The organism is Devosia sp. (assembly GCF_048261455.1).
Taxonomy (GTDB): domain Bacteria; phylum Pseudomonadota; class Alphaproteobacteria; order Rhizobiales; family Devosiaceae; genus Devosia_A.
The window spans coordinates 117,719-131,694 of the sequence record NZ_JBLXGA010000012.1 but is presented as its reverse complement, the minus strand read 5'-3'; the positions used below and the strand labels follow the sequence as shown (position 1 = coordinate 131,694).

Genomic DNA, 13,976 nt, shown 5'->3' with positions numbered 1-13,976 from the left:
ACATCCACATCATAGATCGGCAGGTGCAGCGCGCTGGGATGCTGGGGATCGTGGAAAATCTCGATATCCACCGGGACGAGCGTCGTCGCCTCACCCAGGGACTCGTCGGTGCCGGTATTGCGCGCGAAGCGCGGGTGGGCGCCGCTCGCAACAATGACCCGCAAACGGTGATCGCGCTTGAAATGGTGGGCGGTGGCATGCAGCCGCAGCGTCAGCCGCCAGATGTCATCGGGGACGGCGGGGTCGGAAGACGTCTTGCGGATAATGCCGTCGCAAATGTTCACCGATTTGCCATTCGGGTCGACATCGCAGAGCCGCACGAACACATCGGCATTGGTGAGGCTGGCGCGGGCGTAGACCGTGACCCCGACATTGCCCATGACGGTCAGCGGACTGAACAGCGGGTCAGAGGTATAGACCAGCACGTCCTTGCGCTTTTCGAGCGGCGCATTGTCGGTCGCCCCAGCGCCGGTGAAGGCGAACATGGCGCCACCCACCGCCGGAGTGGGATCGGTCGGATCGTAGGTATAGGTATCCGGAGGTGCGCTGCGCACCGGGCGCTGCGACAAGCCACCCCCCGGATGCAGTTGCCAGATCTGGGTGTCGAGCGGCGGGCCGGGCGGCCAGGCGTCGAACTCGCGCCACTGGTCGAGCCCTGTGACGAAGAGTTTGACCGGTTTTGTCGGCGGCGGTTCTGCGAGTGCGTCGCGCAGGTGCACGTCCATCCAGGTCAGGGTGTCGCGCACGCTTTCTTTTTGCAGCTCGGGGCTGACGTGTACCCAGGGGCCGATGGTGAGCCGCGGCGTCTGGCCGGCATCGACCATCAGCGCATAGTCGCGCAGCAGTTGATCGAGCATGAAATCGTACCAGCCTGAGGTGAAGCTGGTGGGCGGAGTGCGCGCGCCGATGCGATGCGTGTGATCCATCGGCTCCCAGAAGGCGTCGTCGCCGATCGCATTGTCCAGCCATTGCTGCCAAAAGGGGACCTTGTGTCCGGTCACCTTGCGGTCGGCATCGCGCAGCGGCAGCTTCATCGTCGCTTTGAGCGACAGCTTGTCGATGCCGCCGCGCAGCATGCGCCACGATGTGCGCAGCGGATTGCCGCGAATGCCCTCGATGGTCTGCATCCAGCTCAGCCACAGCCCGACCGCAAAACTGCCGCCCGGGAAGACCACCGATCTGAACTCGGCGCTGGTCACCTTGATCGACATGGCAGATCGCGGCGGCAAGGCATCGCAGATGGCCCATTGCGCATAGCCGAGATAGCTGGGGCCAGTGGTACCCAGCCTGCCGTCATACCAAGGCTGCTTCTTGATCCAGTCGAGCGTCGCGAGACCATCCTCGCGCTCCGGGCGCAGCGGATCGAAGGTGCCGCCGGATTTGTCGGTCCCCCGGCAGGCCTGCAGCACGGTGTGATAGCCGCGCTCAGCAAAGATCTCGGCAATGGTCGAAAAGCCTGACAGGCCGTAGGGCTCGCGGATCAGCAGGGTCGGATGCTTGCCCGGGAGTTTCGGTGCGAAGTACTCGGTGGCGAGTTCGACCCCATCGCGCATCGGAATGCGGATGCCGCGGGTGCGGCTGGCGCGGCAGAGCCGCTTCGGCAGGCCGAAATTGTCTGCAAGAAGCAGGCTCGCAAGGCTCATTTCACAAAGTCGAACCGATCAACGTCGAACAGGCCGCGGTCGGTCATTTTCAGGTGCGGGATGACCGGCAGGGCCATGAAGGCCACCTGCAGGAAGGGTTCGGGGAGCGTGCATCCCAGGTCGAAGGCCGCGTCGCGCATGGTGTGCAGCTTTTCGGAGACCTGCTCGAACGGCAACAGGCTCATCAGCCCGGCGAGAGGCAGGGCTAGCTCGGCGGTCACCTTGCCGGTATCCGCCACCGTGAAGCCGCCGCCGAGTTCGATCAGCCGGTTGACGGCCAAAGCCATGTCCTCGTCGGTGACGCCGACCACGGTGATATTGTGGCTGTCGTGGCCGACGGAGGAGGCGATGGCGCCGCGCTTCAGCCCATAGCCCTTGCAGAAGCTGCGCGCGATATTGCCGTTCTTGCCGTGACGCTCGATCACCGCGATCTTGATGACGTCGTTGTCGAGGTCGGGCAGGGTACCGCGATCGCTGATCTCCAGCACCGCGTTTTCGCGATAGGTGAGGATGAGGCCGGGTTTGACGGCGATCACCGGAGTCTCGTTCTGGCGCGGGTTGGGCGGCACGATGAAGGTGTCCGGCGTGACCTTCTTGGCCTTCATCGAGGCGAGCCCGACGGCGGGCACGGGTTTGCGCGCTTCGAACAGCTCGTCCTCGACCAGCCGGCCGTTGGAGATCACCTGAGCGACCTGGCAGGTCTTGAGATCATCGAGCAGGGCGATGTCGGCGCGGTGGCCCGGAGCGATCAGGCCGCGATCGGTGAGCCCGAAGATGCGGGCGGCCGAATGGCTGGCGGCGCGATAAACATGATGCAGTGGCCGGCCGCGGGCGATCAGCCGGCGGATCGAGCTGTCGAGATGGCCTTCCTCGGCGATGTCGAGCGGATTGCGGTCGTCGGTACACAGCGCGACATAGGCCGAGGTATTCTCGTCCAGAATTTCGGCCAGCGCCTCGAGGTCCTTGGAGACCGAGCCCTCGCGGATCAGGATCGCCATGCCCTTTTGCAGCTTCTCGCGCGCCTCGACGGCGGTCGTCGCCTCATGGTCGGTGCGGATGCCCGCCGCGATATAGCCGTTGAGCGCCTTGTCGGAGAGCAGCGGGGCGTGGCCGTCGATGTGGCCGTCCTGAAAGGCGACCAGCTTGGCGATCATGCCGGGATCGCCCGCCAGTACACCGGGGAAGTTCATTACCTCGGCAAGGCCCAGGACCTTGGGGTGGTCGCGAAAGGCCAGTAGGTCGTCGACCTCAATCTGGGCGCCAGCTGTCTCGAACGGCGTGGCCGGCACGCAGGAACTGAGGTTGACCCGGATATCCATGATCGTGCGTTCGGCACTGTCGAGGAAATAGCGGATGCCGTCGGTGCCGAGCACATTGGCGATCTCGTGCGGGTCGCACAATGCGGTGGTGACGCCGTGCGGCAGCACACAGCGGTCGAACTCGAAGGGGGTGACGAGCGAGGATTCGATATGCAGATGCGTATCGATGAAACCGGGTACCGCGTAGCGGTTGTCCCCCTCGATCAGCTGCTTGCCGTTGTAATAGCCGTAAGTCCCGACAATCCGGCCCGCGACGATGGCGATATCGGTGTGGGTGACCGTGCCTGAGATGACATCGAGCATCCGCACATTTTTGATCACGACATCGGCGGGTTCTTCGCCTGCGCCGGCCCGGATCATGCGGGTCAGTAGTTCACTTGAAATCATAAGCCATGCCGTCAAAACCGTGAGGAAACGTCGCCCTTCGTGGCGCAGGGGTCAAGCACAAACGGAACGGAGTGAGCTTGCTGCGCGTTTGTCAGGTATTGGACCGGCAAAGGAAGTTAATCATGGAAACCTATGACCCGCAGAAGACGAAGCCTGAGGTGCGTCAGGCCGATACGCGCAAGACGAACTCGCGGGTGCTGATCTGGTCGATGCTCGGCATCCTCGTGCTGTTCATCATCCTGTATGCGGTGTTCTTCATGGGTGCTCCAGCGCCTGAAGCGACCGTTTAATCCAGCGGGTCCGCGGGTGCAGCCGAGATGGCGCGACTGAAACGTGCAACCGCCGATGACCTGACATTGCGACGCCGCCGGCGCGGCCGCGCATTCAGCTATGAAGATACCGATGGCACCCCGGTTCGCGATAAAAGCGTGACGGGGCGTATTCGTGCGCTGGGGATTCCGCCCGCCTGGGGCGACGTGAAAATCGCAGCCAACGAGCGGCTGCACATCCAGGCGATGGGCACCGACGCAGCCGGACGTGCGCAATATATCTACCATCCCGAGTGGGAAAAGCGGCGGGCCAGCCGCAAGCAGCAGCAGCTGACGCTGCTGGCGACCGCGTTGCCGCGCATTCGCCGCCGGGTGCGCGAGGAGCTGGAGGCCGGCCCGGGGAGCCGACAGCTGGCGCTGGCTCTCGGGGTGGCGCTGATCGACCGGACCGCGATGCGGGTGGGGCGGGAGCGCTATCTCGATGCGCATGGCACGCGCGGCGCAGGAACGCTCTATACGCGCGACGTGACGATCAGCGGCGGTGAAATCCGCATCAACTTTCCAGCCAAATCCGGCAAGAAGGCGAGCTATCTGGTCAAGGACCCGGCGCTGGCCGCGGCGATCCGCGCGGTCAAGTCGATACCCGGCAAGCGCCTACTGATGTATCGCGATGACGCTGGTGAGGCGCGGGCGATCCGTACCGAAGACCTCAACCGCTACCTCAAGGAAGTTGCCGGGGTGGCTGTGACGGCGAAGGATTTCCGCACGCTGCACGCCAGTGCGCTGGCGGGCGAAGCACTATCGCGGCTTGAGCCGGGCGACTCGCCCACGGCGCGCAAGCGGCAGATGGCAGCGGTGGTGAAGCAGGTCGCAACCTTCTTGCAGAACACCCCGGCGATCTGCCGCTCGAGCTATATTTCGCCGTGCCTGTTTTCGCTGTTCGAAAAGGGCAAGCTGGCGCCGATGTGGGTCGAGGGCGGCAGCGGCCACAATGGGCTGAAGCAGCGCGAGGTGCGGCTCAGCGCCGTGCTCGAGGCGGCCGGCTAGCGCTCAGACGTTTTCCTTGAACAGGACTTCGCGATCCTGGGTGTAATTGGCGAGCAGCGGCAGGGCAGCGCCGCCGAGTGCCCGGGCGGCATTGCCGATGCTGCCTTCGATGAGTTCGAAGGGTGACAGGCCCTGCCGGTTGACGCCGGCAATGGCCTTGCGGGTCTGCTCGATGATCCGGGTCCGCACGCCTGGCGGAAAGGCCCCATCCAGCACCACGGTTTCGACGTCGACAACCGCCACGGCGGCGACGACGGCATAGGCGATGGCTTCCGCCACTTCGTCGATCCACTCGTTGAGCACCGGGCCGAGATCGTCGGTCCAGGTGTCGGGCGCCTGCCACAGCACATCGGGGTTGCGGCCCAGCGCGCGCAGCCGGCGCTCGAGCACATAGATCGAGGCGACATTCATCAGCTGCGGCGGGGTGCTGCCGGGCGGGCGGTCGATCTTGCGGGCCGGCATCGAGCCGAGCGCCGCGGCGTTGCGGCTGCGCCCGGGAAACAGGTGCCCATCGAGCACCAGACCGCCGCCGATGAACGAGCCGATGAAGACATAGAGAAAGTCGGGATAGGCCGCGCCCTTGCCGAACATCAGCTCAGCGGCACAGGCGGCCGTGATGTCGTTGGCGAAATACACGGGAAAGCTGTGGTTCGCTGCGAGGTCGGCGCGGATATCGACACTGCGCCAGGCGTCGATCTCGCTTTGCGGAGCGCCGATTTCCTCGTGCCAGGTCCACATCTCATAGGGGGCCGCGATGCCCAGTCCGGAAAGGCGGCTGGCCTGATCCGGCGTCAGTCGAGCAGTGAGCGTCGCAATGCCCTCGTTGGCGAAGCGGCGGATGCCGTCGGGCCGGGGGAAGGGGTAGACCTCGGTGAGCAGGTGCAGCGTTTCGCCCGTGAAGTTGATCAGATGCAGATCGACGCTGCGCCGCCCGACCTTGAGCCCGAAGGAGAGGGCGCCTTCGGGGTTGAGCGCATAAGGGACCAGCGGCTGGCCGACCTTGCCGCGCAGGGGTGCCTGGCGGTGCAGCAGCCCGTCGGCCTCGAGCGCGTTGGTGATGATCGAGATGGTCTGCGGTGACAGGCCGGTGCGGCGCGCGATGTCGGCCTTGGGCAGTGCGCCGTGGCGCCGGATCAGCGAGAGTACCAGCCGTTCGTTGTAGAGCCTGACCCCAAGCTGGTTGGTCCCGCGGCTATTGCCATCGGCGCGCCGGGATGCAGCGCGCGATGCCCCTTTGATAGCCACGACCAATCCTCCAGATCCCGGTTCGATGCGTATTTGTTACGGCGCTACCCGTACGGCGTATTCGTCGAAAATTGCAACGAACTCTTGGTCGCGCGGGAGGGATGAGCGGGCGAAAAATGAATTCCTCAATCAAATCTGTCAATTAATAAATCAAGTGGATTAACTTATTGACACGCCGATTGGGATCGTCTGAAATCGCCGCAGTTCCCGAGAGGAGGGCGCCTCAGCGAGGCGCAGGATGTCGGGGCTCCCGCTTTGAAAAGCCGGCAAGAGAACGGCACGGGCGGGTTGCGAAACCCTATGGGAGGACCACCATGCGGAAACCCGCTCTACTGCTCGCGGCGCTCACCGGCGCTGCGATGTTTGTTGCCACCGCCTTGCCGGTCGTGGCGCAGGACAAGCCCGTTGTCGGGCTGATCACCAAGACCGAAGGCAATCCGTTTTTCGTGAAGATGCGCGAAGGCGCGCAGGAAAAGGCCGATGAACTGGGGCTGGACCTGCGCACTGCAGCCGGCAAGTTCGACGGTGACAATGACAGCCAGGTGGCGGCCATCGAGAACCTGATCTCGGCTGGTGCCATCGGCTTTGCGATCGTGCCGTCGGATTCGAGCGCCATCGTGCCGACCATCCAGCAGGCGCGCGACGCCGGGCTGCTGGTCATCGTGCTCGACACGCCGCTCGACCCGATCGATGCGGCCGATGCCACCTTTGCCACCGACAACCGCAAGGCCGGCCGGCTGATCGGCGAATGGGCGGCGGGCACGCTCGGCGATGACGCGGCCAATGCCAAGATCGCCTTCCTCGACCTCGCCGTGAACCAGCCGACCGTCGATTACCTGCGCGACCAGGGCTTCATGGAAGGCTTCGGCATCGATGTGAAGGATCCCAACCGCTACGGCGACGAGGATGATCCGCGAATCTGCGGCCATGAAATGACTGCCGGTTCGGAAGAAGGCGGCCGCAGCGCCATGGAAACGCTGCTGCAGAAGTGCCCGGACATCAACGTGGTCTATGCCATCAACGAGCCCGCTGCGGCGGGTGGCTACGAAGCCCTCAAGGCGATCGGCAAGGATGATGGTTCGGTGCTGTTCGTCGCCGTCGATGGCGGCTGCCCGGGTGTCGAAAACGTCCGCGACGGCGTGATCGGGGCGACCAGCCAGCAGTATCCGCTGCTCATGGCCTCGATGGCGCTCGAAGCGATCCTGAAGTTCTCGGAGACCGGCGAAAAGCCGCAGACGACCGAGGGCCTCGATTTCTTCGATACCGGCGCAACGCTGATCACCGACAATCCCGTCGATGGCGTCGACTCGATCGACACCACCGAGGGTCTGGAACTGTGCTGGGGGTGAGCGTCCACACCTGATGCACAGGCCTCCGCGTCCCCACTGGCGCGGAGGCCAACTATCCAGGGCAGACTTATGGGGAGGGGAGCGCCATGAGCGATGACGCAGCGGGGTCCAGTGCGGCCGAAAAAGGCCTGGGCGCGGGCGGGCCGGCGGGCTTTGCCAGTTTCGAAGACAATGACACGAGTGCCGTGCGCAAACTGCAGGGCTTCCTGCACCGGTTTCCGACGGCGATTCCCTTTTTCGTCCTGCTGTTCGGCGTGCTCATATTCTCGGTGCTCGCCGGGGGGCGGTTCTTCGCGCCCTTCAACCTGTCGCTGGTGTTGCAGCAGGTCACGATCATCGGCGTGCTCGGCATCGCCCAGACGCTGATCATTCTGACTGCAGGCATTGATCTCAGCGTCGGCGCCATCATGATCCTGAGTTCGATCGTCATGGGGCGGCTGTCGGTGGTGGCCGGGGTGCCGGTCGAAATCAGCTTCGTCATCGGCCTCGGCACCGGCGTGCTGTGCGGGCTGATCAATGGCGTGCTGGTGGCGCTGGTAAGGTTGCCGCCCTTCATCGTGACGCTCGGCACCTGGTCGATCTATGGCGCGATGGTGATCTTCATCTCGCGGTCGGAAACCATCCGCTCGCAGGATATCGAGGCGGTGGCGCCACTGCTGCAATGGCTGGGATCATCGATCAAGCTGGGCGGTGGGGCGATCCTTACCTATGGCTCGATCCTGATGATCGGGGTGGCGGTGTCGGTGTGGTACATCCTCAACCACACGGCCTTCGGACGGCATGTCTATGCCACCGGCGACGACCCCGAGGCGGCGCGGCTTGCCGGTATCAACACCACGGCGACGCTGATCGCGACCTATACGCTCGCCGGCTTTATCTGTGCGCTCGCCAGCTGGGTGCTGATCGGGCGCATCGGCGCCGTCTCGCCGCTCGGTAGCCAGACAGCCAATCTCGATGCCATCACCGCGGTGGTGATCGGCGGCACCTCGCTGTTCGGCGGCCGTGGCTCGATCGTCGGTACGCTCATCGGGGCGCTGATCGTGGGCGTCTTCCGCAACGGGCTGGCGCTCGCCGGGGTGGATGTCCTGTGGCAGGAATTCGCCGTCGGTGCGCTGATCATCATCGCCGTTACCATCGACCAGTGGATCAGGAAGATTTCGACATGACCACGCCCGTTCTCGAGGCGCGCAGCCTCTCCAAGCGCTACGGCCGGGTGGTGGCGCTCGACCACACCGATTTCGACCTGATGCCCAACGAGATCCTCGCGGTGATCGGCGACAATGGCGCCGGCAAGTCGACGCTGATCAAGGCGCTGTGCGGGGCCGTGATCCCAGATGGCGGCGAGGTGCTGCTGGAGGGCAAGCCGGTGCATTTCCGCTCGCCCATCGAGGCACGGCTCGCCGGCATCGAGACGGTCTACCAGAACCTCGCGCTGTCTCCGGCACTATCGATCGCCGACAACATGTTTCTCGGGCGCGAGATCCGGGCCAGCGACATCACTGGCAAGCTGTTCCGGCGGCTCGACCGCGCCAAGATGGCAAAGATCGCCCGCGACAAGCTGGGGGAACTGGGCCTGCTGACGATCCAGAATATCCACCAGTCGGTCGAAACGCTCTCGGGCGGGCAGCGGCAGGGTGTGGCCGTGGCGCGCGCCGCGGCCTTCGGCTCGCGGGTCGTCATCATGGACGAGCCCACGGCGGCGCTTGGCGTCAAGGAGAGCCGGCGGGTGCTGGAACTGATGCTCGACGTCAAGGCGCGCGGCATGCCGATCGTTCTGATCTCGCACAACATGCCGCATGTCTTCGAGGTGGCCGACCGCATCCATATCCACCGGCTGGGCAAGCGCATTGCGATGATCCGGCCCAAGGACTTTTCGATGTCGGATGCCGTGGCAATCATGACCGGCGCCATGGAGCCGCCACCCATGCCGGCGTGAGCCGAAACCGGCTCGTCTCAAGGGGTGAAATGTCCTAGGCTCGGCATATTGCAGAGGAAGTTCAGGACGTTCAGATGACCATGCAGCGCGCTCTCGTTTTGGAGAAGCAGCACCAGCTCGCCTTGCGCGAGATCGATCTGCCCGATGCCGTGGGGCCAGGGATGGTGAAGATCAAACTGCATACGGTGGGGGTGTGCGGGTCGGACGTGCACTATTACACCCATGGCCGGATCGGTCCGTTCGTCGTCGAGGCGCCGATGGTGCTGGGGCATGAGGCGGCCGGCACGATTGTCGAAATGGGCGAGGGCGTCGATTCCCTCGCTATCGGCGACCGGGTGTGCATGGAGCCGGGCGTGCCGGACCCCAATTCGCGCGCCTCGCGTCTTGGGCTCTACAACGTCGATCCGGCCGTGCGCTTCTGGGCGACGCCGCCGATCCATGGCGTCCTCACCCCCTTCGTGGTGCACCCGGCCAATTTCACCTTCAAGCTGCCGGACAATGTGTCCTTTGCCGAAGGCGCGATGGTCGAGCCCTTCGCGGTCGGCATGCAGGCAGCGGCCAAGGCGCGGATCACGCCGGGCGACACGGCGATCGTCATGGGCGCCGGCCCGATCGGCACCATGGTGGCGCTGGCAGCGCTGGCCGGCGGCTGTGCGCGCGTCATCGTTTCCGATCTGGCGCAGCCCAAGCTCGATATCGCGGCGCAGTATCAGGGGATCATCCCCGTCAATATCCGCGACACGGACCTGAAGGCCGAGATCGACGCGCTGACCGAGGGCTGGGGCGCCGATGTGGTGTTCGAATGTTCGGGCAGTCCGCGCGCCTGGGACGGAATTGTCGACGTCCTGCGGCCGGGTGGCACGGTGGTCGCGGTCGGCCTGCCGGTCGAACCGGTGCCGCTCGATATCGCCTCTCTGTCGGTCAAGGAGGCGCGGATCGAATCGGTTTTCCGCTACGCCCATCAATATGACCGGGCCATCGCGCTGATGGGCTCGGGCAAGGTCGATCTGAAGCCGCTGATCTCGGAGACCTTCCCGTTCGAGCAATCGATCGAGGCCTTCGACCGGGCCGTCGAGGCGCGGCCGAGCGATGTGAAGCTGCAGATCGTAATGGACGCCTGAGGCGGGGCTGCGGCCCGGAGGAGCAGAAGATGGATCTTGGACTGAAGGGCAAACTGGCTGTTGTCACCGGCGGTAGCGCCGGCATCGGGCGCGCCATCGCCGAGGGACTCGCCGCCGAGGGTGCCGACATCGTCATCGCGGCGCGCGACAAGACGCGGGCCGAGGATGCGGCGCTGGAGATCGGCAAGCAGTTCGGGGTCCGGACCGGCGGCATCGCCGCCGATGTGGCCACGGCTGCCGGTTGCGACGCAGTGATTTCCGCGGCCGCCGACATGGGCGGCACCGATATCCTCATCAACAATGCCGGCACCGGATCGAACGAGACGATCCAGGAGGCCGACGACGCAAAGTGGCAGTATTACTGGGACCTGCACGTGATGGCCGCGGTACGGCTGGCGCGCGGGCTGGTGCCGCAGATGAAACAGCGCGGCGGCGGCGTGGTGCTGCACAATGCCTCGATCTGTGCGGTGCAGCCCTTGTGGTACGAGCCGATCTACAACACCACCAAGGCCGCCCTGATGATGTTTTCGAAAACGCTCGCCAATGAGGTGGCGGGCGACAGCATCCGAGTCAACTGCGTCAATCCCGGGCTGGTGCAGACTGGCGACTGGATCAAGACCGCCAAACAGATCGCCGGCGAGGATGGCTGGGAGGCGCATCTGCAGGGGGTCGCCGACGAGGCGGGCGGGCTGAAGCGCTTCGCCAGCCCCGAGGAAATGGCGCATTTCTTCGTGTTCCTGTGCTCAAACAAGGCGAGCTACTCCACCGGATCGACCTATTTCGTCGATGGCGGCTGGCTGAAGACGGTTTGAGCCTGCCCGCAACCGGCGATGTGCTGGGCGTCGATGTCGGAATGTCGCCGACCCGGCGCTCGAGCGCCGTCTGCCGGCTCAGCTGGACGCCGACTCGCGTCAGCTGGGTGATCCGCCGGTTTCGCGCCACGCCCGAAGAGCGGCAGGCCGCGATGGCCGAGACCATCGGCACGGCGCAGCTTTTGGCGGCGGCGTTCGACGGACCGTTTCGGGCCGCGCTCGACATTATCGGGGTCTATCGTGCCTGCGAGCGGTTGCTGACGCGGCGGGACTTCCGCACCCGCATCGGCAAGCCGGGGCAATCGAGCGCGCCGATCGGCCGGGCGCTCAACGAACACACCAATTACTGCATTCGGCGGGCGCTGCCGCATGTCGCCGACGCCCGTCATCCCGGTGCCATTCACGGTAAGGCCGTGGTCGAGGCATTTCCGAGCTCGTTCATGGGTTTGATGCTGGCGGCGCCGGAGACGATCGCGGTGACGCGGGGCAATCGGTCGGACCTGTTTTTCCGACATCTGGTGGCCGCGGGCACGCTCGACCGCTTGCTCGGCCATCTGCTGCCCGGCCGGGCGCCGACAAATGACTTAGATGCCGTCACCAATCACGACGACCGCGCCGCGCTGATCTGCGCGCTGACGGCGCTCGGGGTGGCGGCTGGCGACTTCGTCAGCGTCGGCGATGCGGAGGGGCGGATCATCCTGCCGCCGCGGCCGCTCCTGGCGGACTGGGCGCGCGTGGCGCTGGACGATCCGGCCGTCGCTCCATCCGTGCTTGCGTCGGGCTGAGGTCTTGAGAACCATGTCGCCGAAACCCAAGCCCTGACGCGAAAAAGGCGTCCAACCGTCATGAGCCCGCCTAAACGCCCGCCGTCGTTCTTCAACGCCCTTACCGGCGCCCCGCTGGCCGGGGATGCGGCGCAGCGTGAAGCGGGCAATCTGCTCGACGATCTGGCGCGCGATGTCGGTCACGGCGTGGCGTGGGATGTCGACGACGACAGCGGGCAGCGGTTTGCGCTGCGGGTCGAGCGCCATCTGCCGGAGCAGCAGCTGGAGATTGCCGTCACGGGCGCGGGTGCGGTGGCGACGTTGATCGTGGTGCCGGATGACTCGGGCTACCTGCGGATCGAACTGGTCGTCGGCGGTAAACTGCTGTTCACCGGCTATGTCGAGCAGATCTGGGAAGAGTTCGACATCTGGCCGCCGGACGCCAGTGCTGAGACCGGCACGGAGGCGCCAGGACGGATGGGGAAGCGCCGCAACTGGCTGTCGCTGTCGGTCGCCGGATGGCCGGCGCTCGCCGCGATCGCGAATGCCGAGGGCTGGCTGAACCTGATGCTGGTAGAGCGCTAGCTACTCCGCCGGCGCCAGCGCCGGCTCGGCACGCTCGCGGCGGGTGATCAGGAGCATCAGCGGCAGGGCGAGCAGCGGCACCACGGCGAAGCTGCCGAACAGCCACTGCGCGGCAGAGATGGTGCCGGCCGTGAGGTCGGCACTGGCGAGGCCCGCGGCATTGACGATGGTGCCGGCGAGCGCGGCGCCGAAACCATTGGCAAACAGCTGCACCATGGAGATCGAGGCCGAGGTGAGGTCGCCTTCGCCGGCGGGCGCGGCTTTCAGGATGCGCGGCGAAATCTGCGGCCAGGAAATGCCGATGCCAGAGCCGAGCAGCAGCAGGCAGACACCGATGGGGAGAAGCGGCAGCAGCTCCCCCGTGGGATTGGCACGCGGCAGGAAGATGAACAGGCCGAGAATGGCGACGAGGTGCAGGATCGGCCCGAGGATCATCAGCAGCCGGGCGCGGCTGCCGGTCCAGGCCGAGGTGACGACGGAGGAGGCAGACCAGCCCGCGGCGACGAGCGCCAGGATATAGCCGGCAACCAGCGGCGTCTGTCCGTGCAGGGTCTGCAGGAACAGCGGCACGAAAATGTCGCAGACGATGGCGAGCTGCACCAGCAGCATGGCGCCGAGCAGCGGTGCGATGGGCGTGGTCAGCGAAAAGCTGCCGGTGGGCAGCAGGCGAATCTCGCGGCGCCGGTCGATCACGCCCAGCGCGAGGATCGCCAGCGCCGCGAGCCCGACCAGCAGCGCCTGAAGTGGCACACTGTCGGTCAGGATGGAGGCCACTGAGACGGCGAGCACGGCGCCGATCAGCAGCAGGATCTGGATGAAGGGAAAGCGCCGCGCCCCTTCGGCATTGCTGCCAGCGGGCAGGGCCCTCAGCGACAGCAAGGCCAGCAGAAGGGCGCATGGCACTAGCAGGAAGAAGGCCCAGCGCCAGGCTCCGAGCGTGGCGAACACGCCGCCCATGGCGGGGCCGAGCAGGGTCGAAACGCCCCAGACGCTGGAGATCAGCGCAAAGGCGCGGCCCCAGAGCGGCTGTGGGATGACGACGCGGATCAGCGCATAGCTGACCGCAGTGAGCAGCCCGCCACCAAACCCCTGCAGGGCGCGTCCGGCCAGCATGACCGGCATCGAGGGAGCGAAGCCGCAGATCAGACTGCCCAGCGCAAACGCCGCCGCCGCCCACAAGTATAGCGCCCGATCGCCGATGCCGAAGGGCCGGATTCCGGCGCAGACCGCGGCGACGATCGAGAAGACGATGAAGATCGTGGTGTTCCAGGCGAACAGTTCGAGCCCGCCGATCTCGATGACGGCGGAGGGCAGTACGGTCGAGCCGACGAAGGTCTCGATCGCCTGCAGCGCCACGCCGCCGGCGAGCACGATGGCCGCGAGGGCATGGCTGCCGGTGAACAGCGCACGCCAGCTGGCGGGGTCGGAGGTGGCGGCTGTGGAAGCGGACATCGGTTCGACTCTGGCTGTGCGTCCCGGGGTTTCGACCCTGGGATTGG

At 65.7% G+C, this 13,976-nt stretch carries 13 protein-coding genes; 9 read left to right on the top strand and 4 right to left on the bottom strand.

All coding sequences use genetic code 11. The annotated features are described in order from the left end of the window. Positions 1-1,643 (bottom strand): CocE/NonD family hydrolase (locus ACN0TK_RS13685; protein WP_417310065.1); only part of this gene is annotated, 1,643 nt, incomplete at its 3' end. Next, positions 1,640-3,349, bottom strand: a complete 1,710-nt coding sequence (ade, locus tag ACN0TK_RS13680; RefSeq protein ID WP_417310064.1) for an adenine deaminase — start codon at positions 3,347-3,349, stop codon at positions 1,640-1,642. The genes ACN0TK_RS13685 and ade, both read right to left, overlap by 4 nt. Positions 3,350-3,471: 122 nt before the next feature. Here ade and ACN0TK_RS13675 point away from each other — a divergent pair, with 122 nt between their 5' ends. Continuing rightward, positions 3,472-3,639, top strand: a complete 168-nt coding sequence (locus ACN0TK_RS13675; RefSeq protein WP_417310063.1) for a hypothetical protein — start codon at positions 3,472-3,474, stop codon at positions 3,637-3,639. Positions 3,640-3,666: 27 nt separating this feature from the next. Further along, complete coding sequence (locus ACN0TK_RS13670; RefSeq protein ID WP_417310062.1) at positions 3,667-4,665, top strand: DNA topoisomerase IB; 999 nt, start codon at positions 3,667-3,669, stop codon at positions 4,663-4,665. Between the two features lie 3 nt (positions 4,666-4,668). Here the strand turns inward: ACN0TK_RS13670 and ACN0TK_RS13665 are convergent, their stop codons facing one another. Next, a complete protein-coding gene (locus ACN0TK_RS13665; protein ID WP_417310061.1) occupies positions 4,669-5,910 on the bottom strand; it encodes an ROK family transcriptional regulator in 1,242 nt (413 codons plus the stop codon). 314 nt (positions 5,911-6,224) lie between these two features. Here ACN0TK_RS13665 and ACN0TK_RS13660 point away from each other — a divergent pair, with 314 nt between their 5' ends. The 7 genes from ACN0TK_RS13660 (at position 6,225) to ACN0TK_RS13630 (ending at position 12,477) form a co-directional block, all read left to right on the top strand. Then, positions 6,225-7,259 (top strand): sugar ABC transporter substrate-binding protein, encoded by a 1,035-nt coding sequence (locus tag ACN0TK_RS13660; protein WP_417310060.1) that lies wholly within the window; start codon positions 6,225-6,227, stop codon positions 7,257-7,259. Positions 7,260-7,345: 86 nt separating this feature from the next. Then, positions 7,346-8,425, top strand: coding sequence for an ABC transporter permease (locus tag ACN0TK_RS13655; RefSeq protein WP_417310059.1), 1,080 nt, complete (start codon positions 7,346-7,348; stop codon positions 8,423-8,425). Beyond that, positions 8,422-9,195: an ATP-binding cassette domain-containing protein gene (locus ACN0TK_RS13650; RefSeq protein WP_417310058.1), complete on the top strand. Its 774-nt coding sequence runs from the start codon at positions 8,422-8,424 to the stop codon at positions 9,193-9,195. The genes ACN0TK_RS13655 and ACN0TK_RS13650 overlap by 4 nt, the downstream gene beginning before the upstream one ends. Positions 9,196-9,269: 74 nt before the next feature. Further along, positions 9,270-10,316: an NAD(P)-dependent alcohol dehydrogenase gene (locus ACN0TK_RS13645; protein WP_417310057.1), complete on the top strand. Its 1,047-nt coding sequence runs from the start codon at positions 9,270-9,272 to the stop codon at positions 10,314-10,316. A 29-nt stretch (positions 10,317-10,345) separates the two neighbouring features. Beyond that, positions 10,346-11,128, top strand: a complete 783-nt coding sequence (locus ACN0TK_RS13640) for an SDR family NAD(P)-dependent oxidoreductase (protein ID WP_417310056.1) — start codon at positions 10,346-10,348, stop codon at positions 11,126-11,128. Then, the gene (locus ACN0TK_RS13635) at positions 11,125-11,913 is read left to right on the top strand and encodes a hypothetical protein (RefSeq protein ID WP_417310055.1); all 789 of its coding nucleotides are present in this window, start codon (positions 11,125-11,127) and stop codon (positions 11,911-11,913) included. The genes ACN0TK_RS13640 and ACN0TK_RS13635 overlap by 4 nt, the downstream gene beginning before the upstream one ends. Positions 11,914-11,973: 60 nt before the next feature. Continuing rightward, on the top strand, positions 11,974-12,477 hold the full coding sequence (locus ACN0TK_RS13630) for a hypothetical protein (protein ID WP_417310054.1): 504 nt from the start codon (positions 11,974-11,976) through the stop codon (positions 12,475-12,477). Here the strand turns inward: ACN0TK_RS13630 and ACN0TK_RS13625 are convergent, their stop codons facing one another. Next, complete coding sequence (locus ACN0TK_RS13625) at positions 12,478-13,929, bottom strand: MFS transporter (RefSeq protein WP_417310053.1); 1,452 nt, start codon at positions 13,927-13,929, stop codon at positions 12,478-12,480. Positions 13,930-13,976 lie beyond the last annotated feature (47 nt).